Annotated in this window: 23 protein-coding genes; 3 read left to right on the top strand and 20 right to left on the bottom strand. The window is 43.1% G+C overall.

Annotated features, from left to right (window positions below; genetic code table 11):
• Positions 1-7: 7 nt before the first annotated feature.
• From NSS67_RS17700 to NSS67_RS17670, 7 genes are all read right to left on the bottom strand, one after another.
• A complete protein-coding gene (locus tag NSS67_RS17700) occupies positions 8-1186 on the bottom strand; it encodes a hypothetical protein (protein ID WP_339314777.1) in 1179 nt (392 codons plus the stop codon).
• A gap of 146 nt (positions 1187-1332) precedes the next feature.
• Entirely contained in the window at positions 1333-2268 is a 936-nt protein-coding gene (locus NSS67_RS17695) for an alpha/beta hydrolase (RefSeq protein ID WP_339314775.1), read from the bottom strand.
• A gap of 255 nt (positions 2269-2523) precedes the next feature.
• Entirely contained in the window at positions 2524-2748 is a 225-nt protein-coding gene (locus NSS67_RS17690; RefSeq protein ID WP_339314773.1) for a DUF896 domain-containing protein, read from the bottom strand.
• A gap of 60 nt (positions 2749-2808) precedes the next feature.
• Positions 2809-3225 carry a MarR family transcriptional regulator gene (locus tag NSS67_RS17685; RefSeq protein WP_339314771.1) on the bottom strand — a complete coding sequence of 139 codons (417 nt, stop codon included), beginning with the start codon at positions 3223-3225 and terminating at the stop codon, positions 2809-2811.
• A gap of 146 nt (positions 3226-3371) precedes the next feature.
• Positions 3372-4469 carry a HAMP domain-containing sensor histidine kinase gene (locus NSS67_RS17680; protein WP_339314769.1) on the bottom strand — a complete coding sequence of 366 codons (1098 nt, stop codon included), beginning with the start codon at positions 4467-4469 and terminating at the stop codon, positions 3372-3374.
• A gap of 244 nt (positions 4470-4713) precedes the next feature.
• The gene (locus tag NSS67_RS17675; RefSeq protein ID WP_339314767.1) at positions 4714-5394 is read right to left on the bottom strand and encodes a succinylglutamate desuccinylase/aspartoacylase family protein; all 681 of its coding nucleotides are present in this window, start codon (positions 5392-5394) and stop codon (positions 4714-4716) included.
• A 129-nt stretch (positions 5395-5523) separates the two neighbouring features.
• Positions 5524-6822, bottom strand: a complete 1299-nt coding sequence (locus tag NSS67_RS17670) for an alpha-glucosidase/alpha-galactosidase (RefSeq protein ID WP_339314765.1) — start codon at positions 6820-6822, stop codon at positions 5524-5526.
• 253 nt (positions 6823-7075) lie between these two features.
• Between NSS67_RS17670 and NSS67_RS17665 the strand changes: the two genes are divergently transcribed.
• Entirely contained in the window at positions 7076-7939 is an 864-nt protein-coding gene (locus tag NSS67_RS17665) for an AraC family transcriptional regulator (RefSeq protein ID WP_339314763.1), read from the top strand.
• A gap of 11 nt (positions 7940-7950) precedes the next feature.
• Here NSS67_RS17665 and NSS67_RS17660 read toward each other — a convergent pair whose 3' ends face one another.
• The gene (locus tag NSS67_RS17660; RefSeq protein WP_339314761.1) at positions 7951-8475 is read right to left on the bottom strand and encodes a GrpB family protein; all 525 of its coding nucleotides are present in this window, start codon (positions 8473-8475) and stop codon (positions 7951-7953) included.
• A complete protein-coding gene (locus tag NSS67_RS17655; RefSeq protein WP_339314759.1) occupies positions 8472-9695 on the bottom strand; it encodes an MFS transporter in 1224 nt (407 codons plus the stop codon). The genes NSS67_RS17660 and NSS67_RS17655 overlap by 4 nt, the downstream gene beginning before the upstream one ends.
• A gap of 265 nt (positions 9696-9960) precedes the next feature.
• Here NSS67_RS17655 and NSS67_RS17650 point away from each other — a divergent pair, with 265 nt between their 5' ends.
• Positions 9961-10647, top strand: a complete 687-nt coding sequence (locus NSS67_RS17650) for a GNAT family N-acetyltransferase (protein ID WP_339314757.1) — start codon at positions 9961-9963, stop codon at positions 10645-10647.
• A gap of 24 nt (positions 10648-10671) precedes the next feature.
• Positions 10672-10989 carry a DUF4190 domain-containing protein gene (locus tag NSS67_RS17645; RefSeq protein WP_339314755.1) on the top strand — a complete coding sequence of 106 codons (318 nt, stop codon included), beginning with the start codon at positions 10672-10674 and terminating at the stop codon, positions 10987-10989.
• A gap of 76 nt (positions 10990-11065) precedes the next feature.
• Here the strand turns inward: NSS67_RS17645 and NSS67_RS17640 are convergent, their stop codons facing one another.
• From NSS67_RS17640 to NSS67_RS17590, 11 genes are all read right to left on the bottom strand, one after another.
• A complete protein-coding gene (locus tag NSS67_RS17640) occupies positions 11066-12250 on the bottom strand; it encodes a response regulator (protein ID WP_339314753.1) in 1185 nt (394 codons plus the stop codon).
• Positions 12231-14012: a sensor histidine kinase gene (locus NSS67_RS17635; protein ID WP_339314751.1), complete on the bottom strand. Its 1782-nt coding sequence runs from the start codon at positions 14010-14012 to the stop codon at positions 12231-12233. Before NSS67_RS17635 ends, NSS67_RS17640 begins: the two co-directional genes overlap by 20 nt.
• A 77-nt stretch (positions 14013-14089) precedes the next feature.
• Entirely contained in the window at positions 14090-15013 is a 924-nt protein-coding gene (locus tag NSS67_RS17630) for a carbohydrate ABC transporter permease (protein ID WP_339314749.1), read from the bottom strand.
• Positions 15014-15030: 17 nt separating this feature from the next.
• Complete coding sequence (locus NSS67_RS17625; protein WP_313637254.1) at positions 15031-15924, bottom strand: sugar ABC transporter permease; 894 nt, start codon at positions 15922-15924, stop codon at positions 15031-15033.
• Between the two features lie 76 nt (positions 15925-16000).
• Positions 16001-17371, bottom strand: a complete 1371-nt coding sequence (locus tag NSS67_RS17620; protein ID WP_339314747.1) for an extracellular solute-binding protein — start codon at positions 17369-17371, stop codon at positions 16001-16003.
• Positions 17372-17571: 200 nt separating this feature from the next.
• The gene (locus tag NSS67_RS17615; RefSeq protein ID WP_339314745.1) at positions 17572-18765 is read right to left on the bottom strand and encodes a Ger(x)C family spore germination protein; all 1194 of its coding nucleotides are present in this window, start codon (positions 18763-18765) and stop codon (positions 17572-17574) included.
• A complete protein-coding gene (locus NSS67_RS17610) occupies positions 18758-19861 on the bottom strand; it encodes a GerAB/ArcD/ProY family transporter (RefSeq protein ID WP_339314743.1) in 1104 nt (367 codons plus the stop codon). The genes NSS67_RS17615 and NSS67_RS17610 overlap by 8 nt, the downstream gene beginning before the upstream one ends.
• 38 nt (positions 19862-19899) lie before the next feature.
• Positions 19900-21564: a spore germination protein gene (locus tag NSS67_RS17605; protein ID WP_339320630.1), complete on the bottom strand. Its 1665-nt coding sequence runs from the start codon at positions 21562-21564 to the stop codon at positions 19900-19902.
• 182 nt (positions 21565-21746) lie between these two features.
• Positions 21747-23945 carry a DEAD/DEAH box helicase gene (locus tag NSS67_RS17600; protein WP_339314741.1) on the bottom strand — a complete coding sequence of 733 codons (2199 nt, stop codon included), beginning with the start codon at positions 23943-23945 and terminating at the stop codon, positions 21747-21749.
• The gene (locus NSS67_RS17595; RefSeq protein ID WP_339314739.1) at positions 23942-25261 is read right to left on the bottom strand and encodes an ATP-binding protein; all 1320 of its coding nucleotides are present in this window, start codon (positions 25259-25261) and stop codon (positions 23942-23944) included. The genes NSS67_RS17600 and NSS67_RS17595 overlap by 4 nt, the downstream gene beginning before the upstream one ends.
• A gap of 15 nt (positions 25262-25276) precedes the next feature.
• A complete protein-coding gene (locus tag NSS67_RS17590) occupies positions 25277-26863 on the bottom strand; it encodes a TerB N-terminal domain-containing protein (protein WP_339314737.1) in 1587 nt (528 codons plus the stop codon).
• Positions 26864-26960: the final 97 nt, after the last annotated feature.

The following is a 26960-nucleotide window of genomic DNA, read 5'->3' as shown; positions in this document are numbered from 1 at the left end:
AATGTTACTATTCGATATTAACCTGCTTAACTATCTTTGCCCCCTGTTTGCGTAAGGCATCATAATCGTTTACTTCTTTAATTTTACCTAACTGGCTTTCAATAGTAGTTAGATCATTCATTTTAAAATAGTCACTCAAAATCTCGTACGGTGTCATTCCTGGTTTCTTCCCCGGTTCATCTTCTATATCTTCTTTCCATGGTAAGTTAGCCTTATCCATCGTTAACTCCAAAGCTGCCCCAGTTTCATAACGCATATTTCTCTCCAAGAATGCAGGAGACTCCGCTTGCCCGTTGGCAATAAAATCAAAGGCCTGCATAAATGTCACATGGTAAGGCTCCTGCTTGGTAGCTAACACCATTAAATTACCGCCGGTTAACTTGCTGTAACGATATTCCAAATACCTTGCTGAGCCTTCAATGGCCTCTGATTTCGTCTCGCCAATTAATTGGGGCCATTTATGGTACCTATAATTTCGTACCACTGTCCAATCACGTAAATATTGTTGAACGAGTTCAGGGTTGCTTTCAGCCATTGCCTGATCCAACAGTTTAAACTCGATGCCCATCAATGCGTAATTCTCTTCATTAACAGGATAGTTATCGATGTGTTCAGCCCCATTAGCATCATACGTCCAGTCTTTTTGTTTGAAGATATGAAACCCTTCGTGCAACAAAAAAGAAGAAAAATCAAAATACAGCGCGGGATCGCTAAACATTTTGGGATGATACTTGAAATACATTGTTTCTGTACCTTTCAGATCTAGCGTTCCAAAATTAGCTGGGAACCATGCCGAAAGGGTTGTCGGTGAAAACCGACTGATCCGATATACCTTCGGTAAGCCCATCGACTCTGGCACTTTGATTTCTTTGGTAAAAATCCCGTTCTCCATAGGCACATTCACAGCAAAGCCTTCGCTACGAAACAGACCTTTATCCTTAGTCGTTCGCACCAGCAACAAAGGTTTGGTGTCAAATCGATACTCCTCATTCCAAAGCTGATCACTAGATTGCTCAAAATTGTGATACACCTCGGATAACTCAGTCAACATCAGCCGATCGGTTTCAGGTAAGGATTCAAACGAGGTACGGTAGGTCTTATTTAATATAATCGATACTAAGAAAATTCCAACCAAAGCTGCCAATATCGATAATAGGATGTTTCTTTTTCTATTTCCTTTGCTCATTGTTTACCTCACAGTTTATCTCTTGTTATATGAGTAGTATGATACAAGCTATTGTTTTTAGCAATTTACAACTTTTTGCTTATCATTCATATAAAAAACCGTCGAACGATTCACTAAACGAATCATTCAACGTTTTCTCATTTACCTTATTTCATTTCTCCCATAAAGCTTCTGAAGTGCTGGACGATTTCTTTCGAGCGGGTATGGTGCAAATAATGATCGCCTTCCAGCATCATCATCTTCCCATGTAAGGAATCCTTTATCTGCTCTTCATGTAAAGCTTCCCAGCCCTCAACATCCGTAGTATCTTTCACTAAGAAGAAAATCACAGGAAGCTCTTTAGGGAACTTTAAGCTCTCGGCAGCTTTGAAATTGCTTGTGAAATGCTCTGCTTCACTGATGATGTTTGGATTCATCATGTTTTTAAGCGAAATCATTCTATTTTGCTCTTTAGTTTTATCATCCACATCGGGTGAAATGATTTGATCAGGAGCGAGTTTAACCAGCAATCTGTAGAAACCTGATTGTTTAAGTGATTTTAAGGCTGCTGTTGGAAGCTCATCGCCAGCCCCTTGTGCCGGAACACTGCTGTCGATCCCGACGAATGCGCTAACTTCATTTTTGTATTTGTTCACATAGTCTAAACCGTAAATTCCAGCTATGGAGTGCCCCATCAGAATGTACCGATCGATATTTAATTGCTGCAAGCATTCATGAATTTCACTCACAATATTTTCAGTACTTCGTTCTTTTTCGGTGATATCACTTAATCCATAGCCAAATGGCTCAATCACAACAACTTTGTAGAATGGAGACAGCTCATCAGCTAACGGCTTAAAATCAATACCCGGCGCTGCAGTTCCGTAACCTGGAAGTAACACGACCGTCTCTTCACCATGACCTTGAATCGTAACATTCATGTTTTTTCCGTCTACAGATACAAGCTGACCATAGGATTCAATTTTTCCTTTCTCCAATTTGTTGCAGATCACATTAACTGTAAAAACAATGGCTAGAAAAACTACTATCGCAATGACCATAACTACAACTGCTTTCAGTAAAAAGAATAATGTCCTTTTCATCTGTTAATTCCTGCTCCCCCCAAATGTTTATCTTTAATGTTCTGTCCATTTCATTCTAACCATCCAGTCTTAGATCCTGTGTAACTAGATGTTAATTGCATCTTAACTCTGAGCCTCAGCTAGCATAATCGAATTAATCTTCTGTTAAGGTCACTATTTGATCTCATAAAAAAACACCTCTAGATATTCGCTGATTAACCCATAGGGTAACTCAACGATGTTCTAAAGGTGCAAATTCACTTCGTTAGTTCAGTATTATTGCAGTGTTTCTTTACGAGATAAACGAATCTTTTCAGGGGTAACATCATTACCTTCTGGATCTACGATTGTAACTCCTGATAGACTGCTACGAACTTGTCCACGAATTTCACGAAGGTAATCTTCACGCAAGGCGATCTGCTCCACCCACTCACTTTTTGTCAGACCTTCTTCACGTTCTTTCCTAGCCAGTTCATTAATACGAGTCAAACTAGTAATCATCTATATTCCTCTTTTCTAAGTTTTTAATTAGCTTGCTAATGGATAAGGGTCATTACAGACTCAAGATAGATTATCAGCCATCTGTTTCATAAGCCTTCTTAATAATAAACGTTCTTCGGGTAGAATGCCTGTCAATAATTTATCCAGCTGCTTATTCCAAATACGTTCCACAGGTTCGCAAAGATTTCGTCCAGCTAGAGTTAGGTATACACGGCTTACTCTGCCATCTTCGGAGTCTCTTTTTCGAACAACAAACCCATGATTCTCAAGTGATTTTACCATATTCGTGATTGTGGGAGGCTCACAGTTCAGACTCTCGCTTAACTGTATCTGTGTCATTCCATCTGATCTCCATAACCGGCATAATAACTGTTCTTGGCCAACATGAAGATTTAATTCCCTCAACAGCTCTGCATAATCTCTACGCATTTCCGCTGAAATTTTATCAAGTAGTTCTCTTATTTCATCTTCAATCACAGCTTGTTCCCCCGAACCGCTAAATAAATTACTTAGCAAGCTAATTATATCATGTTTTAAAGAGGATTTCAAAGGGTAGACGCTCTTTAATAATCCCCACCAATGAATCCTCTCCAGTATGGCACTTCATGGTATAAATTTTGTCCTCATATACTGTTATGCGGGAGCCGCACTTCAAAGAGAGTCCGGACCACATTGCTATGTACAGATACAGTTCCATCATGCTGCTCTACTATATTTTTAGTAATAAACAAGCCAAGACCCGTACTTCCTGTTGGATTCGTTCGTGCACGATCCCCTGTGTAAAACATATCAAAAATACGTGGCAGCTCTTCCGGTTCAATACAATTTCCATAGTTGATCACTTCAACGACTACCTCGTTAGCGACCAAGTAACCATGAATATCAATATATTGACCGTCGTTTCCGTATCGAGCCGCATTCGTAAGAAGGTTCTCAAATACACGTGCTAACAATTCCCCGTCGCCGTATATCTTCAAAGATTGTGTCATATCCAATCTGGAGGTTAGACCATTTTTCTCAAAGACTGGATATAATTCTTCATTTAATTGTAAGAGAAGCTCGCTCAGATCAATAGAGGTCTTCTCGAGTTTAAGCTTGCCATAGTTCATTCTTGTAATTTCAAACAGTTCATCGATCAATTTTTCCAAACGCTGAGATTTGGTATAAGCAATCGTCGTGTAATGTTTCTTTTGTTCAGGAGTTAATCCATCGTCCTTTAAAATAAGATCCAAATAGCCTATAACCGAGGTTAGTGGTGTTCGCAGATCATGTGCCAGATTCAACACGAGTTGATCTTTACTGCTCTCGGCAATGTCTCCCCGCTCAATAGCTTCTTGCAAATTCTCAATGGCTAGATTAAGATCTTGTCCAATAATCCCAAATTCATCTTTCGAGGGTATATTCACGCGTTCTGAGAAATCACCTGAAGCTAGCTGATGAATCCCCTTTGAAATTTCCTTGAAGTATTTTGCATACGGTTTAGTAAATAAGAAGAAGAATAGAATGGCAAGTGGTACAAAGATAATTAAAAATGTATTCACATCTCCAATATCTCTTATTACATAGCGAATTTTGGTTAGTGGGTTCTCAAATTTCACCTCAGAGTGATAATAATGCTGGAGCGCTTTGTAGATTAAAAAGGTTATCCCACCGGATACTAGCATACTGGCCATCAGCAGCATAATCATTTTTGTACGAAAACTATAAATCATTTTAGGCATTGGTTGTATACCTTTCCCCTACTGAATTTAATCCTGTATGTGACAATGGTAAACGAATCTAACCCAAATCTCAAATTATTAGAAGATCAGCTCTTCCCTCTTTAAAAAACTTTTTTAAAATCGAACAAATGTTCCCTTGGGCTAAAAAGGCCATTTTTCTCGAATATTTGATTCCATTAAATGACATTACTCATTTATAAAAAGCAAACTGACTCCCACGAACTCAGGGTCAGTTTGCATAACATCACCACGTCAACCCAGCACTTCTTAAAAAACGGTTAACAATGTCTATCTGGTAGCGAATACGTAGCTCACGATCAAGACTCCAACAAGTTTCCACAGTAAAAGCTTTCGCTCCTAATATACGGGAGACAGCTGCACGTGACGAACCCGGACGCTCGCGGAAACGGATGTTAAAATGATGGGCTGAATTAGTGATCGAACCGTTAATGCCATTTATGATGCGTCTTGCTGTAGTCGTACCCCGGCTCCCCGGCTTTATGATAATCGTCTGACCGAGCCGCTTAGGATTTCTTTGAGATAGGCCATTCGCTTCATGGAGGTCAAGATACCAAGTCGGCCGATATCGCCGTACTAATTGAAGCAAGGCTACGGATACTGGATGTTTTGCAGCTGCATTCCGAGTGCGTGGAAACGTTCGATTCAAATCTGGCACGCCTCGAATACGTTTTCGATAAGCTTTTTGATTCATGAGGGGAACAATAATAAGAGTACCTCGGTGAATATATTGTTCTCCTTGTCTCAAGCGATTCACGATGTTTTGCGCGGCACGTATGCTTGCCGTTTCATTCCCATGTATGCCGGACACCACCATAAACACAGGACCAGGGAGCTCACCTCTGATCACATAATAAGGGGTGGCATGCGATGTGGACGATGCTAAGGTATAATTCTCAATGATCATCACGCTTCACCTCCGCATTTAGGTGTCCATATAATTGTATGCCGATGTACACCAGTTGTCCTAGACGGATAAGCAAAAAAAGCCTGATTTCTCAGGCTTTCTAAGTACTATATATTTATTTCCCTCAAGTTATTTATACGCTGGCAACCAATCCCCATGCGCTGCGATCAGCTCGTCACACATGCTAGTGATATCATCCAGTGACAGCTCAGCAGCTGTGTGTGGATCGAGCATAGCTGCGTGATAGATATGCTCCTTCTTATGCGTAATCGCTGCTTCAATGGTGAGCAACTGTGTATTAATGTTTGTACGATTCAGTGCGGCGCACTGCGGAGGTAGATCTCCCACATAGGTTGGAGTGACACCACTGCTGTCTACAAGGCACGGAACTTCTACGCAGGCTTCTTTTGGCAGATTGGTAATAAGTCCTGTATTCATAACATTACCACCAATTTTAAAAGGCACGTTCGTTTCGATGGCTTCCATGATGTAGGACGCATATTCGTGCGAACGTTCATGTACAAGCTCTTTGTTATTTACTAATTCTTCACGCATTTGCTGCCAGCGTTCAATTTGATCTACACAGCGGCGCGGATACTCATCTAATGGGATTTGGAAACGTTCAATAAGCTCTGGATAATTACGTTTGATAAAATAAGGATGATACTCTGCGTTATGTTCCGAAGACTCGGTAATGTAGTAACCAAATTTAAGCATCATTTCATAACGAACCATATCACCGTGATGTTCTTTCTGCTTCTCAGCGGCGCGGCGTTTAATTTCCGGATACAAGTCCTCTCCGTCCTTTGTAACCTCGAGCAGCCAAGCCATATGGTTAATCCCGGCTATCTTAGCCTGTACTCCTGTTTGATCCATTCCAAGATGCTCGAACATGCCTGGAATACAATGCTGTACACTATGACATAATCCAACGGTTTTCACACCACCATAAGTGTTCATCACATTGGTCAGAACTGCCATAGGGTTCGTGTAGTTCATGAAGAGTGCATCTGGACAAACCTCTCTCACATCTGCAGAAAAATCCAGCATGATAGGAATGGTACGCAGGTTGCGGAAGATACCACCTATACCAACTGTGTCCGCAATCGTCTGACGCAAGCCATATTTCTTCGGAATTTCAAAGTCTGTAATGGTACAAGGATCGTAACCCCCAACCTGAATCGCATTAATAACATATTTAGCTCCGCGCAAAGCTTCCTTGCGATCCGTATAGGATTTCACGATACAAGTACTGCCACTACTTGCTTTTATATTACTCAGCATATTTTCGGAATCTTTTAGGCGCTGAAGATCAATATCATATAGGGCAAGCTCAAAGCCTTGCAGGGCTGGAGTTCTCATGCAATCTCCTAAAACGTTCTTTGCAAATACAGTACTACCCGCTCCGATAAATGTAATTTTAGACATGTGAAATAATCCTCCTTAAGTAGTGAGCTCTACGGACTCAACATCGTTATCCACTTAGAAAACTCGATGAATTCCCCTTTTAAACACTGGGATATAACAGGGTATCCGTCTGTTCTCTTCACTATTACTATAAATGAGAGCGGTCACAATGAGTATGGAGAAATACAATTCATATATGGATGTTTGTTGCATTTAAATGGTTCATCCTTTAATCTATTTGTAATTCAAATCACGTATAGGAGGTCAGAAGCAAATGGCTTCAGAGCATTATCATTTCTCAGCAGGCTTTAATCTTGCTCCAGATGAACCCGACCTGACTGTATTGTTCAGCGGTGAAGGCAAACCAGTCCCTGGACATAAGATGGGGCCTTCTGTTCACGATTACTACCTTATACATACCGTAATGGATGGAAAGGGTGTGTTTCAGAGTGGGAGTAACTCTCAGGTATGCGGTACAGGAGATACCTTTGTTATTTTCCCGGGAGCGTTATTCAGCTATCAGGCAGACCTGGAACAGCCTTGGACTTATGTGTGGGTGGCTTTGCAAGGGGAAACCGTTCAACAGCTATTTAAAGAAGTGGGGATTACACCGGACAAGCCGTTAATACACTTAGATAACCTTATAGAGATACATAACTTGTATGAACATATTCGTTTTTCCTTTCAGCAGTCTGCTTATCCAAAGTTGGAAAGTTTGGAGGCTGCTGGGTGGTTGCGACTTCTAGTGCACAAATTCGGACTAGCGAACATAGGTTCGCATACTCCAAAATCCGCACAATTACCGGATGTTATCGACCGCCAGATCAATCAAGCGATCCGCTGGATCTCTCTCCAATTTCATCAGCAGATCAGTATTGACCATATGGCATCCTCTCTTGGTTATCATAGGGCGCATCTTTCTAAAGCCTTTAAACAAAAGATCGGGATGTCACCCAAGCAATATTTGTTGAAGGTTCGCATGGATAAAGCAAAGGAACTGCTTGGAGGAACGCTCACCATCGACCAGGTATCCTCTTCGGTCGGTTTCAATGACGCGTTATACTTCTCCAAGCAGTTCCGTAAGTGGAGCGGGATGTCCCCTAGTGAATATCGAAATCATCTTCGCTCTGGCACATGATTACTTATAGGTTATTTCATAGCTTTGGATAAAATTGAGGTGACAAACGCTGTCTTTCCTTCACAGTAAGCATCAATATCATAGCGGTATTGCTCCGCCAGACGCTGTTTGACCTCTGCATATGCTTGGCGCGCTGTCACATTCGAACGAAGATAGTCTCGAAATGCGATATGCTCCAAGTATCCTTTTCCATCCTTAGGGCATACATACAGATGATATTTCATAAATTCGTCCGCGTGACGTCTTTGGAAGGCTTCTCTGCCTTCTATTCCCAAGTTCCCTTGGTGTTCATATCCATGCTGCTGTAAACGTTCTATGATTTGTGGGAGTATTTCGTAGCTATCCATTACAAGATCAAGGTCTATAATAGGTTTAGCCGCTAGCCCTTCAATGGAAGTACTGCCCACATGCTCTATCTCAATAATGAGATTTCCGACGCATGAGAACAAATGTTCTTTTATTCTATTGAATGCTACCTTCCACTCTGGGTCATACGGGACAACTTCTACGACTTTCGTCTTTTCAGCGATGATCATGCACCTCCTGGAGATAATGCCTTCTTCTCAATAACTCTATATACTAACCATATGCATATAGCAGCTACAATTAGCATTCCGCCCATCAGGCAGACGCCACTCCAGCCCCAATGCTGCCAAGCAAAGCTTCCCAGTGTTGATCCAATCGCTCCACCAGTAAAAGTGCTAACCATAAAAACAGTATTGATACGACTGCGTGCCGCCGGCTCAAGCGCATAGATCCGCGTTTGGTTACTAACCTGCGACCCTTGTACACCAAGATCCAGAATAATAACTCCGGCAATCAAGCTCCATATTGTAAATCCGGCTAATCCAAAGAATCCATAAGCAATCAATGTCAGTACCAGCAATATACCTACAATCTTCTTAGGTGCGATCCTGTCTGCTAATCTCCCAATAAAAGGAGCTCCAGCAGCACCCGCTACACCAATAAGTCCAAACAATCCAGTGATAGAGCTACTATAGTGGTAAGGTTCTCCTTCTAAAAAGAAAGCCAGTGAAGTCCAGAACACACTGAAGCCACCAAACATGCAAGCCCCAATCAGCGATGCTTCACGAAGCGTCGAATATTTACGAATCAAGTTACCCATAGATTTCAGCAGATCCGTGTAGGAAGAATTATTTTCTGGCTTCGTCGCCGGTATTAGCCGATAAAGAATAAGAGATAACAATAGCATTATAACTGCGGCAATCCAGTACATGGCTCTCCAGCCGAATATATCTCCTAAAATTCCGGATATGGTTCTTGCCAGTAAAATACCAAAAAACAATCCACTCATTACTGTTCCAATAACCTTGCCCCGTTCTTCTGGCAAAGCGAGCTCCGCCGAGAGAGGGATAATGACCTGCGGCACTACTGTAGTTATGCCAACGGCAAAGCTAGCGATATACATCCAAACTAGGTTTTGAGCTGTAGCGAAACCAACCAGTGACAGAGATACGGCAATAAGAAGTCCTGATATCAGTGACCTCCGTTCACGAATGTCACCTAACGGAACAAAGAATAACATGCCTAGCGCATAGCCGATCTGAGTAAGCATTGATACATATCCTACTGCGTTTGAGGACGCATGGAATGTTCGCCCTATATCGGCCAGAAGGGGCTGATTGTAATACATATTTGCCACGCTTAATCCAGATGCAATGGCTAATATGAGTATGAATTGCTTAGATATTCCTCCTCCAACACGAACTGCAGCGGGTGTGATAGATTGTGTCATGAAATTCTGTGCCTCCGATTACGTATGCTGCATCAAACAGCAAGCTTTATTTTCCTAATACATTATAGCAGTCACTGTCAAGCTAACGTATTTCTGCGATATAATAATCATCCTAAATATAATGATCTGCAAAAGTACAATTTATATTGAAATATACGGAGTGGGGAGTAAATAACATGCACCAGAATGACCGAATTATGACTTGCGCAAGGAACCATTGAAGAATGTCAGTTTATTAAAAATGCTAACCTCATTCCACGAAGTCATGGAGTCTCATCTTGTCGAGCAAGGAAATCAATGGGGTGTTTTATTGCTTCTTCCTGCCTCAGCCTACGCATATGATCATAGAGTGTATCCTCAAGCGGATTACATCGTATTTATGGATTACAGCAGCCCAGATGTATTTCCGGCTCTGTTTAAACTGCTGCCTCCGCAAGCAAAATTTGTTTTTAAACTGCAAGACATGAAATACAAAGAGGCATTGTCATCACATTTTTCAATGGAGAAAGTCCGAGGTTTCTACTCATACAGTACAACTGAGGGACAAATGTTTCCGAAGGATGAAGAAGTTGTTATCAGTCATGTGGTTGATGACAGATTAATTCCGCTGTGGGCTGCTAATCATTACACTAAAGACGAAATAGAAGATTATTTTCAAAATGGTGCTTTTTCCGTGTCAATCTTCACAGGCGACAATCCAGTCAGTACCTGCCTAGCGTTCCGTAATGAAGAATCCATCTGGGAAATCGGCGCTGTACATACTTTAGAATCTTTTCAAAGAAACGGGTATGCGAAAAAGGTGGTCCAAACAGCCCTACAAGAAACGTTAGAACGTGGGTTTATTCCACGCTATCATGTGCTTGAAACAAATCAAGTATCGATCAGATTAGCTGAATCCATTGGACTCGTTCATTGTGTGCAGCTTGAACACTGGATTAACTATATCCAATAACACGCTTGATAGGAGGTGATTATAATGAGTTATCCACCGAACGAGAATCAAAGCTATTATCCTCCCCCACCCCCTCCAGCACCAATGAATGGCAAGTCAATTGCAGGTTTCGTTTTAGGAATTCTGTCCATTGTTGTACCTTATATCGGATTTTTGTTTGGGATTGTAGCGATTATACTGTCTGCCCTATCACTGAAAGAGATCCGGATTCGGTATGAGCAAGGTAGAGGCTTAGCCATCGCGGGTTTGGTATGCGGAATTGTTGGCACGCTAATTTACGCCATATTAATTTTATTTTTCATTATTTTTATATACGCTGCTTCTAGCTACACTCCTTACTGACCTACACACAACACAAAAAAGATCTCTATAGCCAACCTATGGCTGCAGAGATCCTTTTGCCTATCCTATGCGCATTTCAGTATGCACCGTTGTTAAGCTGCTGACGATACTCCGTCGGAGTTAAGAGGAAACGCTTGCGGAACATCTGTGTAAAATGTCGCATGTCCTGATAACCAATACGTTCGGCGATTTCTGTCACTTTAAGCTTCGAGTTCACTAGTAGCAGCTTCGCTTGCTCCAAGCGTAAGGATGTCACGTATTCTTTATAACCTTGACCTGTTTTCTGTTTGAATAATTGACTGAAGTAGACCGGATTCAGAAATACAACGGAAGCAATCTTTTCCAAAGTAAGGTCTTCGTAATAGTGTTCCTTCACATACTGCAAAGCGATGTCGATGGCCTTCTCACCGCTTCCTTTAGCAGGTGCTAAATCCAGTACTTGCGAATTCACAACCTCTCTTAAGCTCGTTACGATCTGAGGAACAGTATTAATATCATAGCTACGTCCGGAATGTATCATTTGGAAGGGTGTTTTTAAATATTGCTTCAAATATGTCTTCCCATCTTCAAGAAAAGATTCAAACCGTGCATCATCCCTTAAGGTGATTAAACCCAGTAAACTCTGTCGGTCGTAGCTGACTACAAACCCGCTCCCGTCCCGCTCTATCAGCTCAGTTAATACATTCTCTACAATAAAATGTTCAATCCGAACGTTTTTATCACCCGCATCCATTTGCAGCAAGATCAAATAGAAATATTGATGATCTTCTATTAATTGACTGATATCTAGATTACCGAGATTAAAACCAGATGCGAGTCTCTGAAATACACCTTCTCTTAAGAATTTCAGACTTGATCTTAGCCGATCTTCATTTTTAATGAGCTTTTGATCCTGCTCTATTTCTAGCGCTAAGTTACTGATGATCTCAAGCAGCTTGCTTTTGCCGATCGGCTTAAGTAAATAATCTCTCGCTCCAAGCCGAACCGCCTCCTGCGCGTAAGCAAACTCACTATGTGCAGAGATGACGACCCATTTGACATAAGGATACCGCCGCTTAGAAATCCTCATGAACTCCAAGCCATTCATACCGGGCATAAGAATATCTGTTAAGACGATATGAATGGACTGTTCCTCCATAATCTTAACAGCTTCTTCTGTTGACGCAGCAACATGTACACAATAATCTGGATATATACTGCTTATCGTACGTTTGATGCCTTCGCGGATCACCCGTTCATCATCAGCTATGAGAATGTTCATGACTATGCACTCCTTCCTGCGGAATCGGCAGCATGATAGCAACCTCAGTGCCTTCTCCAGGTAAGCTTCGAATCACAAGACCATAGGATTCTCCGAACATATGCTGGAGCCGCTGATGCAGATTTTGAAGACCTATCCCCACTTTTCCATTTTCTTTCGTCGTAGGCCGGTCCAAAGATTCCACCAGCGCATTCAGCTTCTCTGCATCCATACCTTTGCCATTATCCTGAACGACAATGTTCAGTACTCCAGCTTCTTCAAGTGTACTCACCTTCAGAATGCCTTGACGGTCGAGCGATTCCAAGCCATGTTTTACAGCATTTTCAATTACAGGTTGTACAGTCATCTTGGGAAGACGAACCTCTAACCATCGTTCATCTATATTCATCTCAATCCGTAGACGACCTTCCAATCGGATGGAAATAATATTTAGATAGTGTCCAATTTGTTCTAGCTCTTCTCGAAGCGTGACCTCTACGTCAGCCTCCCAATGACTACTGTACCGAAACATCGATGAAAGCGAGAGTACTAGCTCGCCCAGCTGCTCATTCCCTTCCTCATCCAGCATCCAATAAATCATATCCAGAGTATTGTATAGAAAATGTGGGTTCACTTGAGATTGCAAGGCATGAAGCTCAGCATTCTTCTCACTGACGGATGAGAGCTTTACCCGCTCGATCAGTTCTTCGATTCGGCGAACCATACGATTAAATGAAGCAACAAGAATATTAATCTCTTGATAAGAAGAAACATTCACCATGCCCCGGAAATTACCGATCTCCACTTGCTTCATCTCTCGGATTACCTTTTTAAGCGGTAAAGAAATCGTTCGTGAAACAATGGAGGCTATCAAAGTAGAGACCAGGATAAGAATTGAAAATACAATGAATAGATAACGTTTCATCTCTACCAACTCTACATTTAGGTCACGATCAGGAGTAATACTAAGCACCCACCATCCGGAGAAGGACAGTTTAGACGCGACGAGCAGACGATTCGCTTTCTGTTCGACCACAACATTCTGGGAGTTCTGCAAAGACGGGAGCTGCGTTAAATCAAGTTCCTGATCTTCGGCAGAGGATACGAATCGTCCATCCTGCGACATTAAATATACCTGGCTATTCTCGCCCAGCTTTACATTATCTAGCGCATCCAGAACCGGCTTAGGATTCGTCTCATACAAAACAATACCAATCGGTTTGTGTTCATTGAGATCGTAAATCTGACGGCCGAAGGCAAACACAGGACTATCCTCCACTTGATCAATAAGAGAATGTTCATAGACGCCGAGCCAGACCATTTTACCGGAGGAAGCCTGTAGCTGATTGTACCAATCTTCCTTCATATATTCTGGATCAACCACGTTCATATAGTTGCCGTAATTATAGATCTTTCCTTTATCTGTAATGACATGGATACCTACGAGATCATCCCTCGAATAAAATATAGCCCCGAGAATATTCGTAATCGTCTGTTCATTGATGTAGGCTATCGCAGGTTCATTGCTTGTTTCATTAATCAGGCGTATTAATTCAAAGTTATTACTGAGTGATTTAGAGAGACTGTCATAGCCCTTATACAGCAAGCTGAATAGATCCGCCGTCTGTGCGACATTTTTCCGCGACAAATCACTTATTTTTTCATGAAACTGTACGGTTGTTCGGTTGTAATAGAGCAAACTCACAATCAATAGAATGCTAGACATACAAAAAAGAAACAGCAAAAACAATCGATGGTGGATGGAATGAAAGCTATTTCTCAAAAAGGCTTCCCTCCTCAAACTCATCTGTTCCGCTGCTTCTTCATTATAATTCCATTATTGTATTTTACAATACAGTTTTATCCTTTCACTGCCCCTGCCACCATTCCCTTTGTAATCTGATTGGATAGGAAGAAATAGATTAAAATGACGGGCAGTGCACCCATAACTAGAAAAGCGCCGATGTTCCCATAGTTTACAGAATACTGACTAACGAATGTGTACACGCCAAAGGGCAGAGTCTTCAATTTCTCGGAGGAAATGAAGGTGGCCGCTAAGATATACTCATTCCAAATATTGATGAACGTAAGAATGCACACGGTCATTACCGGCGGTACAGAAACAGGAAGAATGATCGTGCGGAAGATCCGATATACACTCGCCCCATCGATAAAGGCTGATTCTTCGATTTCATGCGGAATGCTCTTCATAAACCCACTTAAGATGAACACCGCTATGGGGGTAGAAAAAGCTACATAAGGCAATATGAGCGACAAATGCGTATTCAGAATATGCATATTTTTGAAAATGATCATCAGCGGGAGTAAAGTGGCCTGCATGGGAATCATCATCCCCATTAAGAATATCGTCATGACCAAGTTGCCGTAACGCCAACGGAACCGAGAGATCGCATAAGCTACCATCGAGCTAAGCAGGATGACGAAGATCATCGTTACTCCAGTGACGATTACGCTGTTGGATAAATATTTTAGATAACTACCGGACTTATAGGCCTCGCTATAGTTATGCCACTGAAATACACTAGGAAATGAGAAAAAACTACCATCCAAAATCTCTTCATTAGTCTTCAAGGAATAGAGCAGCAGCCATAGAAGAGGATATAGTTGGGTTACGACAGGAATCGCAAAGAGAAGATACACGAGTCCTTTCTTGAAATATAAGAACGTATTGGTTTCACGGAATACATTATTCTTATATTTCTCGCTTAAACGCTTACCGTCCTTGTAAGGACGCTTAGGGCGTTTATGCTTGACATTCCGCATGATCGCGCACTCCTTTGCTAACTGAATTTTTTCTCAAGCTTATTAAAGATAGTATTAATCCCAGCAGTAAATACGAGGCACAGAATGACCAAGAACGAAGCGATAGCACTACCATATCCATATTTAAAAGATAGGAATGAACTGTTGTACATATGTGTGGAAATAACATCGGTAGCATGAGCGGGTCCACCGGCTGTCATGACCATGACGAGATCAAAAGCCTGCAAAGACCCTATAAAAGCGAGTACGATAGATATTTTAAAGATTGGAATAATCAACGGAAAGGTGATATATCGGTCGGCTTTGAATCCGTCAGCCCCATCGATCTTTGCTGCTTCATACAGCTCATCCGGAATATTCTGAACACCGGTATATTGAATCAGCAAATGGTAGCCGAAATATTGCCAAAGAGAGACTGCATAGAGCGCGAACATCGCAATTTTAGGTTCAGTGATCCAATTGTGAGTCCAGCTATCTAATCCAAGAGAGATCAGGACGCCATTCAACATCCCTCCCATGGAGACAGGATCATAAATCGTTTTCCAGAGCTGCCCAATAATGACCACTGACAAAATAACCGGCGTAAAGTAAATAGAAACTAAAGTGTTTCCTTTTCTCACGTAACGATTTAGAAGGATAGCCATCAACAAACAAAATGGAATTTCCACCATGGAGGCAACGGCATAGAGCAAGGTTCTCCTTACCGATGGCCAAAACACTGGATCATGAAAAAACATCTCTTTGAAATTAGCAAGTCCAGCAAATGTTTTCGTAGTCGTAATTCCGTCCCATTGTAGCAATCCTGTATAAAAGGATACTAGAATAGGAGCAAACACCAAGCACACATACAAAAGCAGGCAAGGTAACACGAAGACGGCGATTGTGCGCGCTGGAACCTTTAGAACCTTCATTATTTCCGCCCCCTAGAATGTAAACACGATGCGAAGAAGCGTTTAAGCACCCTCGCATCGCGTTTTGGAAACCTACTTATTTATTTGCTTCAAATGCGGTTTGATGTTCTTTAGCCACTTGAGCGGAATCCATTTTTTGCACAAAAAGATTTTGGATGCTGCTGAGATGCACCTGCGCCGTAGCTGGGTTCATGGTGTTGTCAAAGGCCAAGTCGCCACCTTTTACCTGATTGAACAGCCCTGAAATGTTGATCGCCAGATCAGAGTAGCCTGCGGCTTTCAGATCTCCCTCCACTTTTTGACCAATCCCTACAGCATTTTTGAGTTCAAATTGTTTTTTAGGAAAGTTCAGCGTGAAGAAGTTCAAGAAGTCTTTCGTTTCTTGTAAATGCTCACTGTTCGCAGAAATTGCAAATGCGCTACCTGGTGCGAGCATGAATTCATTTGGATCGCCTTTACCATTAACGGTTGGGAATTGGAAGGCTCCTGCTTTTCCAGCTACAGAGGAAGCGTCAACCGCACCTGTTTCCCATGAACCGATAACCCACATAGCAGCTTTACCGGATTTGAAGATATTCCCACCTGCGTTAGCATCAATGGAGGTAGCGCCATCTGGGAATGCACCTGCTTGCACAAGATCTTGGAAACGATCTACTGCTTCTACGAAAGCAGGATCTTCAAATGTTTTTTTGCCATCCAATACATCTTGAAGGAAACCAGGACCTCCATTTGTGCGAAGCAGTATATTCATGAACAAGAATGAACCCGTCCAGGAATCTTTTTCACCAATTGCGATTGGCGTAATGCCCTTTGCTTTCAAGGTCTTAACATCTTGGAGTAATTCATCGAATGTTGTAGGGGTGTCTTTAATGCCTGCTTGCTCGAAAAGCTCCTTATTGTAGTAGACTACCTCGATGTTATTACCATCTGGCAGCGCATAAACATTGCCATCGAAGCTGTAGTAATCGAGCAGACCGGATTGATAAGTATCCTTTAATCCGTTTTGATCCAGCATGTCATTCAGGGGAGCGAACAGCTTAGCATCAACGAAAGGTTTCATTTGTGCAGCCGGGTTAACAATCGTAATATCAGGAATTTCTTTGGAAGCGGCTTGTGTTTTCAATTTGACCTTTTGCTGGTCCGTATTTAAAGTATCTAGTTCGATGTGAATGTTGGGGTTCTCTTTTTCATATTGATCGACTAATTCATGAAGCATCTTGTAAGAAGGTGTTGCTGGATCCGGGTAAATATTTTGAAAAGTAATCGTGACCTTCTTGCCGGTTTCGGTTTTTGTTGTTCCGGCATCTGGAGCATTCGTAGCTGTATTACCTTTAGACACTGTGGCGCCTTTACTCTCGTTGTTTGAATTTCCACACGCTGCCATACTTAAAACCAAAGCTGCTGATAACGCAATCGTTGAAGTTATCTTCATTTTTGTGTTGACCATTGTTTGACGCCCCCTGTTTTCGTTATAGGCTAATTATTGTACGGTTAAGCGCTTTCAACAAGGTGTTAAAATTAAGATAAATGGTTTGTTTTTTCTAGAAAAATACAATATATGTACGAACATAACGAAACACCCGCATAAACGGGTGTCTCGATTAAACTATATTTTCGATATATTGGTTATTGTTGCCACAATCCCGTTCATTCAGTGAACGAACCAAAATCAGTGATCTTAAGCTTTACATCAAAGGTCACTGGAATCCGTATAAATTCCTCATCCCAATGATCTTTGATCTTTTTCCAGACGTGGGGCTCTTCAATCCTTAGCCAATCACCGAACCCGGCTACCTCCACTTTATAGGTGGACTTCATTTTATGTATAAGACTATTTATCATTTGGGTTAATCTTTCCTCAAAGACTCTTTCCAGCTCTTTGTGATTTGCTGCCTCCGAGGAAAGCTCTTCTTCATCCCAATTCTCAATAAGGCGTCCAGTGGACTCAATCGCAACATGAAAAGAGAACTTCTCATGATCAGTCTCTTTCACAGTAATCTTACTCTTGGCTGATTTAATCTCATAAGTAATCGATTCGTTTTTATGATCGTATGCTTTGATACTCCCGCCTTTAACTTCCCCTTTGATCCAGGCAATACTCTCCACATCCTGTTGATTAAGGTTGCCGATCCAATATCCTGAATCTCCCTTGATAATACCGGCTCCGGAAAATTCCACCTGCCCTCGTGCCTCCAGAATATTCTGCAACACAAAGCTTTGCTTGGAGTACATCAGTGCGTCTAGATTCGACAACGTTATGCCCTTCATAACTTTACTGGTTCTGAACTCGTTGCGAATCATCTCAGCAATACGAAAGGAAGGAATCTCCTCCGTGTGGGTCGTGGTAAGCGTATCGGATGCAAGCCCCTGGCTAAGAAAAATGAGACAGCTGGGGCGAATATCATTATCACGAAGAACAAAGTCCATTAGCCGTCTAATCTTCTCCTGTTGTACCAGTTTCTCTGATATGACAATAACCTTGAGGTGATGCCCAATAATCGGACGGTTCTTGCGAATGGCAAACTGACGGAAGACTTCAAACATTGAATCTCCTGTCTCTGATAAATTAAAAAAAAGGGCTTTAGGCATTTCGCTCTCTTTGCCGGTGTTTCCAAGTTTTTTTTCAGGCACAATTTGTATCGTAGCCGTCACTTCATTATGTTTATGGTAGCTTCCTCCACGCTCCTCTAATTCTTGTTCAACCGCTCTGGGTTCTCCCTGATCAAGCGCCAGTCCAGTATAAAGACTCAGGTCTTCAATCTCCTTACTGCTCCAGCAGGCAGACTGCGTAAGTAGAATCATAAATACCAATAGTAAATAAAACGTCCGTTGTCTACACATTCTGCTTGAGTCCTTTCTTCCTGATGATTAACACGATCGACAATAACAATGGCAGCAATATAAAGATCAACACACCCATATTGCCAATCATATCCCCAAGACTGAAGACATCATTGATGTGTTTAGGGATCATCGTGCAGATGAAGATTACGGGCATTAAGGCAAACATAACAGGATGGATCTTCAGGCGGAACAGCTGGGAAATGCCAAGAGATGCATTAAAGAAAAAGCTGCAAAAATTGCAGAACATCTGCATCAGCCAGATGACCAGCAGTGGAAATTCAAATCGTTCAAAAAAGAAACCCGTAATTTCAAAGCTCCGGACCAAATCTATCGTAGGCCAAGTGCTAGTCATTACAGAATTGATGGTCAGGCCACCTATAACCATCACAACAGTAACCAGATACAATACTAGAGGGATACAAAATCCGACCAACACCCCTCTGACTGCTTGCTGTGGATGCTGCATAAAGGCCGTCATCGTCATCACAACCTCACAGCCAGTGAAAATCAGGATGCCAGACTTCATACCTCGGATTACAGGCATCATACCCTCACTCAGAAAAGGCCGTAAATGCTGGATATCAAATATCCTGGTGCTTAAAATAAAACAAATGATCAGTATAAATATGCTGATCGGAAATACAATCTGAAAGACGCGGGCAATGGAATTAATCCCCCCATACACCAAATAAGTGCCTACCCAGATGAACGGTATCACAATCGCCCAAATCGGAGTCCCTTCCAGAAGAAAAAACAATGTTACTTCCGCCAGGACTCGGATTTCGAAGCCTGCAACCACTATAAAATATAGAATCAGAAGAGAACTCAGTACCCCGCCTGGGAGATTCCCTACGATTCTTTTAGAATACTGAAAAACAGTCTTACCAGGAAATTGCTGACTAAGCTTCACCATAATCATAATTGCCATAAATACGACAATACCGCCAAGCACCACAGAAATCCAAGCATCGGGAGTCTGCACTGCCTTGACAAGACTTCTAGGCAAGGTCAAAATTCCAGCTCCTAGCATCGAATTGGTCAGTATAATGGAAGCTTGAGAGGTTGTGATCTTATCATCAGTATTTTTGAACACTGTGGTCTCCCCTTTTGCTCCTGATAAGTATTCATTCTCTAGAACCTGCGCTTGCTCTTTTGGGTCTTCAGCATCTCTGGTCTTTTCTTCATAGTAGATAACGGAGCTCGGATGAACAAATCCTTCCAGTCACTTAACCGGAAAGGTGAGATGGGAGTGACATAAGGAACCCCAAAGCTTGTAAGTCGTGTCAGATGGCTGCAAATGAGCAGGAAGAATAGGATGGTTCCGAACATGCCCAGGACCGCCGCAAATAACATCCCTACGAACCGCAAGATCCGGAGGGTAAAGCCAGCACTGTACATCGGTATGGAAAACGAAGAGATTGCTGTTACGGCTACGACAATCACAAGAATAGGACTTACAATACCTGCCTGTACTGCGGCTTCTCCAATAATCAGACCTCCGACAATCCCCATTGCTGGACCTATGGGCTTTGGCAAGCGAATTCCAGCTTCACGCAAGATTTCAAGGGAAATCTCCAGAATCAACACTTCAATCAAAGAAGGAAAGGGTACACCTTGGCGTGTTTCGATAATGGAAATCGCCAGCTGTGTAGGAATCAGTCCTGGATGAAAGGAGATAAAGGAAATATACAACGCTGGGCCGAGCAGAGCCAGAAATGCTGCGAAAAATCGTAGCATCCGTAAAAGCGTCCCTGGAATCCAGCGCTCATAGTAATCCTCAGGGGACTGCAAAAGCATACTGAACGTCACTGGAACAATGAGTGCAAACGGAGTTCCATCCAGTAAAATTGCGATTCTCCCCTCTAATAAAGAGGCAATCACACGATCGGGTCTTTCCGTATTCTGTGTTTGCTGAAACGGACTCAAATAATCATCCTCGATCAACTGCTCCACATAGCCAGACTCCAAAATGAAGTCCATATCAATTTTGGAGATACGATCCTCCACTTCCTGTAGCAAATCAGGATTTACAATGTTTTTCATATAAGCGATAACCAAGTTCTTCTTGATTTCGCTACCTACTTCAAATCTTTTCATTTCTAAACTCTTATTGAGCCCTTGACGCCGCAGCATAGAGGTATTCTCACTGAGCACTTCGGTAAAGCCAATCCGTGGTCCTCGCAGTAAAGCTTCCGAGGTCGGCTCATTAATTGAGCGTACTGAACCATGCGGAAAGCCAACCAGCAGCACCTCATGCATGCCTTCGACAATCAGTGCCGTGTATCCAAACAGGACAGACTCCTGCAGTTGGTCCAAATCCCTGGCTTCACTAAGCTGAGCCAGCGGGAGCATATTCTGTTTCATATAGGTATACATGTCTTTCGAATCCTGCGCTTCGCCGGCAAACATCAGATTCTGAAGCACCTGCTGATTGATAAGCTCTTCGTCCTGCATCCCCTCCACATAGACCAACGTGGCACGTGCCAGAATTCCTTTGACTGAGAATTCACGGAAATGCACATCACCGTTTCCCCCTAATGCGGTTCTTATTGCTGCTAAGTCGGTATCATAATCATGGATAAACGCAGAAAACACACTCGAATTCGCTTCACGGTTGTCAGCCTTCTTCAGTTCCGCATCCTGTGATTTAGCCCCTGTCTCCCTAGAACGTCCACTCCCAACATAAAAATACAAATGCCTGTAAAGATAATAAACTCCTATGGGAAAGAGCAGCGTTATCGCCGCTTGAACAAAAACTGTCCAGTCCGGAATATAAGAGACTATTTTTGACCACATCATAATCATCCTCATCCAGCAATCTTACGGTTATAATTCTCCCTTAATCCTATTTTTATACAACTTATGGAACTGGAGGAAAGTCTATATTGATGCAAGGGGGATAAGATATAGTCATGAGGTCCGAACATAACAAAACACCCGCTAGTGCGGGTGTCTAAAAGGTAGATATTTTCGATCGTTTACTGAGGTTGACGCCACTGCTTCAGTACTTCTAGAAGACCTGGAACATCTAAGCCATCTAAAGAAAAAGCTTTGCGAAGTAGCTCATGAGGGATGTTCTCGTCGTACTTTCCAAGGTAGGGTGCTTCATCTGGAGATAGCAGTGAAAGAGGATCTGTGGCGGCCATGCTTTCAGCGATGATCTCCGCTTCCAGCGTTTCTGCATCCGCCTTACCCGCAACGACCATATAATAAGGTTCCATAGGAACAATAGAACGAAGTCCCAGGGGACTCTTTAAGTTATTCTTGAGCAGACGCTCCAGCGTGCGGAATTGCCGACTGCCCGCCCATGGCAGGATAAAAATCGAATCTCCACCTGCTGGCATAACGGAGCGTTCAAGCAGTCCGCTTTCCTTCGCTAAACGACGGGCTCGTTCGAGCCTCGCAGCGGCACTCGGAGCTAAATACGGATACAATGAAGTGGCTCCTAAGACTTCACGGATTTTGGTCATAATGCGTGTATGCACATCCCCACCCGCTCCAAGCCATAACGTATCTACTTTACCGCGTGAGGTTTTCACATAAACTGCTTTATGGCGATTATCCACCTCTTCTACCTTCCAGAGCTTGCCTGCCAGAGTAAAACAATAGCCAGGCGGTGGTATCGTTGTGATCGATCCAATTTCCTCAGTGCCGTTATAGACAACATGCTCTTCGTCATCTTTGAAGACTGCGTAGAAGCGGAAGTTATTCACGATCTTCTCTCCCGCCATCCCGATAATCAGGCTCCCTTCGTCCATCTTCTCGATTTGCCCCATGCCAAGCATATAAGTCATGAAGATGTCGTAGTCTGCAGGATCAATGTTCTTGAAGGAAGGTAAGCTGAGAACCGCTTCCTTTAAATCCTCCGGCTCCGCCTCACCCATACTCTTCAATATGCTCATCGTCTGATGGTATAGCAGTCCAACTGGTAGCTGGCGCACCACCAGTGGCTCAACCCACTTCTCGCGCACATATAGCTCAATAACCGCTATCGCTCGAAGCAGCGTCCAAGGCATCCGAGCCGGAAGCTGCGCTTCCTCATCCTCTTCCTCGGGCGTGACAAAGATCATCTCGGATGCGGCGTCACCACGCCTGCCCGAGCGACCCAGTCGCTGCACAAAGCTTGCGCAGCTATAAGGAGCGCCGACCTGGAGCACTCGCTCCAGCTCTCCTAGGTCAATGCCGAGCTCCAGCGTCAAAGTCGCTGCCGCAACTGCAGGTCCGGAACCTTGCCGCAGCGCGGCTTCCGTCTCTTCGCGGAGCATCGCGGAGATGCTGCCATGGTGAACGTGAAAGACATCCCGTTCCCCACGCTTCGCGGCCGTTCTCCGCAGCTCTAGTGTTGCCGTCTCTGCATCCGAGCGGCTGTTCGTGAAGATCAACGCTTTCTTAAGATGCGTATGATCATAAATGAAATCGTAGTAAGACTGCTTCGCGCGTTCTAAATGTTCAGCCTGCACCTCGTCCCGTGCATCTGGGAAAGAGAAATGCTCCACACTTAAACGGAGCTTACGCCCGCCTTGTGGAGCGGACACCTCAACGCCTTCCCGCGTACCTGCTGCTAGCCACTCCGTTACAGAAGCGTAGTCGCTAAGCGTAGCGGATAGACCGATTCTGCGCGGATGGCATCCAGCCATACGAGTGATTCTCGCTAGCTGACTCAGCACCTGAATCCCTCGGTCGGCTCCCATAAAAGCATGAACCTCGTCTATGACAATAAATCGCAGATCATGGAACAGGGCTGGAATGACATTCGGCCTATTCATCAATAATCCCTCAAGGGATTCAGGGGTAATCTGTAGTACACCGGAGGGATTCTGCACCAGCTTCGTCTTATCTGCTTGCGGAACATCACCATGCCAGTGCCAAACCGGAATGTTACCTTCACGAAGTAAATCGTTCAGTCGTGTAAATTGATCGTTAATCAATGCTTTCAAAGGAGCAATATACAAAATTCCCACTGAACCAGAAGGACGTTCATAAAGCTCGGTAAGTGCTGGAAAAAAAGCCGCCTCTGTCTTACCAGAAGCTGTACCCGAAGCAATCAGTAAGTGATGTGGTGTATCAAACAGAACACGGCAAGCATCCACCTGCGCCTCGCGCAAGGTCTCCCAGCGATTCTTATAAATGAATTCTTTAATAAATGGGGCCAGCCTATAAAACGGGTTGTCACTCATAATTCAAACTCCGCCAGGAATCCATCCAACTCATTTTGCTCGGTCTCCGCAGGTTTAGAGGTTCGTTCACCTATTAGCTTCTCGAAAGAGATCTCCGGATGCTGATGCAGTGTGTGCAGCAGATCCATGAAATCACGAACCACCTCGCGCGGAGTCAGCAGCTCGTCAGCCCCTAATCTGCCCACGGCTTCTTCCATAAAATGAACCAATTGTTCCTGTGTTAATTGCACTTCATAACCATAGTGAAGGGCATGGATATCTCTAAGCTTTTGCAGAAGCACTAGAATCTCTTCATGGGAGAGCATGTCCAGTGCGATAATTGGTCCAGTGTAATTATTAAGACCTGCTGCGCCGTATCTACCTGCAACTAATCTGGAACGAAGTGCTTCATAGCTAAATAGTCCACGTCGTCCATCCTCCACAAATTGTGGAGTACCCCCTATAAAAATCCCTAAGCTTTCTGCCTTGCCCTGCATCGTATCGTTAAACATCGTAAGTAGCTTTTCATAGTTGCTCTGACGTGAGATGCTGTTCGTAATTTTGTAGAGATTGACGCCTTCGTCAATAAACAGCAGCAATCCCTTATAACCAATAGCGGCTGTGAATTCCGCCCAAAGCTTCATATAATCATACCAATTATCATCATCAATAATCACACCGACACCAAGCGCTTTCCGTGCTTCCGTTCGAGTGGCGAATTCACCGCGTAGCCAGCGAAGGGAATCCTGCTTCAATTCATCATCGGCTAGCTTGTGTGCATTCCAGTAAGCTGCGAGCACTTTGGCAAAATCAAATCCATGTACCAAACCGCGCATTTCAGAAGCTACAGCATAGATTCGTTTCTCTACTTCATCACCAAGCTGAGGGTGGTCAGGACCATATTCATTCTCCTGCATTACAGATTGCTGAAGCGTAATGATCCATTTCTGTAGAATAATCTCCAGAGCTCCTCCATCTGGACGTGTCCGGGTAGACAAATGGCTCATCAATTCTCGATAAGTTGCGAGACCTTGTCCTTTTGTTCCTACTAATCTTCGTTCAGGAGATAGATCAGCATCTGCTACTACAAAATCCCGATCCATCGCATAATTACGGATCATTTGCAGAAGAAAGCTTTTGCCGCTACCGAACTTACCTGTAATCAGCTTGAAAGCAGCTCCACCCTCTGCAATATTGTCCATATCTCTCAAAATAGCTTCAATCTCTGGTCGGCGGCCAACGGCGATATGCTCAAGTCCGATTCGTGGAACCACACCGGCTGTTAATGAATTAACTAGGGCTGTCGTCATGCGTTTGGGTATTTTTAATGCACTCATCAAAAGTTCACCTCATTAAATATTAAACAGATTAATTAAATATTCTTCTGCAACTTCTTCTCCGTCTATGATCAAATCACCTAGAATGTCCATTGCGATGTCATTAATCTCGTCAATCAAGAGCTCTGACATTGTGCCGTTTGCAGCAGCTAACCTCTGCAGGTCTTGTCTTCCGTCCTCATTCAAAAGAGCAAGCAGAGCTTCTCGTTGTAGTGGACTTATAGCACTCGCAAACTGTTCCCACTCCGTTTCTACTATAACAGCATGAACATCTTCAATGGCTAATTCAGGTTCAAGAGACACAATGATTTCTTCTTTTTCTTTTTCATCTTCTATTTCTTCTTCTGACTCAGTTTCTTCATTATTAACTTCGAACTCGCTATCCTCAAGCTCTTCCAACTCATTCATATCCTCAACCGTAAGCAAGCTTCGGACAATTTCGGAATCACTCTGCAGACGTTCTAGCTTCTCACGATCAATAACCACTGCCGGTCCCTTGTCTTCCTGTTTCTCTTTCTCAAACTCCCGCTTCAGAAAACGAGTGATTAGGTCGTCCATATCGGCATCCACGTTTACCCCTTTAAGTCGACCTCGATACCCGAGCAGTTCCCGTAATTTATTCTCAGTCAAACGGAACAGCCTAGTAATCAAGCTACGAAGCGATGGAGATTTACTGATACGTACAACCGGTATAAGTACAGAATAGCCATATAGCGAAATATCATATACAGCACTTCGGAATAAATAACGCTCCCGCATCACCGAGGGCCCTGGTGGGAACATTTCGACCAAATTCGAGCCATGTTTCCGGGTGACATAGGCGTTAATTAATGCCACTACCTGCGGAATATATTGTTCAAGAGCTTCTTTACCTTCTCCCATGTAGAACTTGGATTTACTTATATCGTAGTCCGACATGGCCGTTAATACTGTAAAGGTTAATTGCTCAGGTGCTGTAGTAAGACCTCTCATTAACTCTAGCTCTGCCAGATCTCCAGCAAGGCCGCGTGAACGAGCAACGATAAGAGCCAGAGGCACATCCAAATGATGAACAAATGAGAAGTCCGCGATCCAACCGCCTAAATATTGATCCAGACGTTTATAATTGTCTCGATAAGCTTCCCAGATTTGACTGAGCTGTCTATAGCCATCATAAGGATCTTCCCAGCCTACACCATTAATAAGCTCATATACGTGCAGAAAAATATATGAAAGATCCGTCTTCGGATATCTACCCTGTCTAACTTCATTACGCCAATAAAAATACCATCTACTTTGTGTGCCAGTCATATGTCCATATGTAGGCCAGTAACTCTTAAAAGGAACAAATAGTGCGGAATCCTCGGTTTTATGTTCCAATTCCTTCGCTCTAGTGACGAACTGGCCTTCTGTTGTTGTCACAGGCTCCGGAGTGTCAGTCTCCAGATCCCAAAGCTGCAGCTGTAAAGAAGGCTCAGAGGATGCCTTCGGCTTCCCTATATTTGCAGAAGATATCTTGGGCAGCGCTGGTTCTGATGAATTTCGCGGGGGAATAGCAACATTTTGTTCCGTGCTTTCCCAGACCAATTCTGTGAAATGAGGCTGCTTCCTATCATTACTCATGTTCGATCGCTCCGTTCTTATAACAGAAGGACTAATGTAAGCACAAACGCCTTCGGTGTCCTTATATCTCCACAAATATAATTTCTGATATGTTAAA

Source organism: Paenibacillus sp. FSL R10-2734 (assembly GCF_037963865.1).
Taxonomy (GTDB): Bacteria; Bacillota; Bacilli; order Paenibacillales; family Paenibacillaceae; genus Paenibacillus_AQ.
The sequence above is the reverse complement of the archived record's forward strand: the minus strand, read 5'-3'. Positions and strand labels throughout refer to the sequence as shown.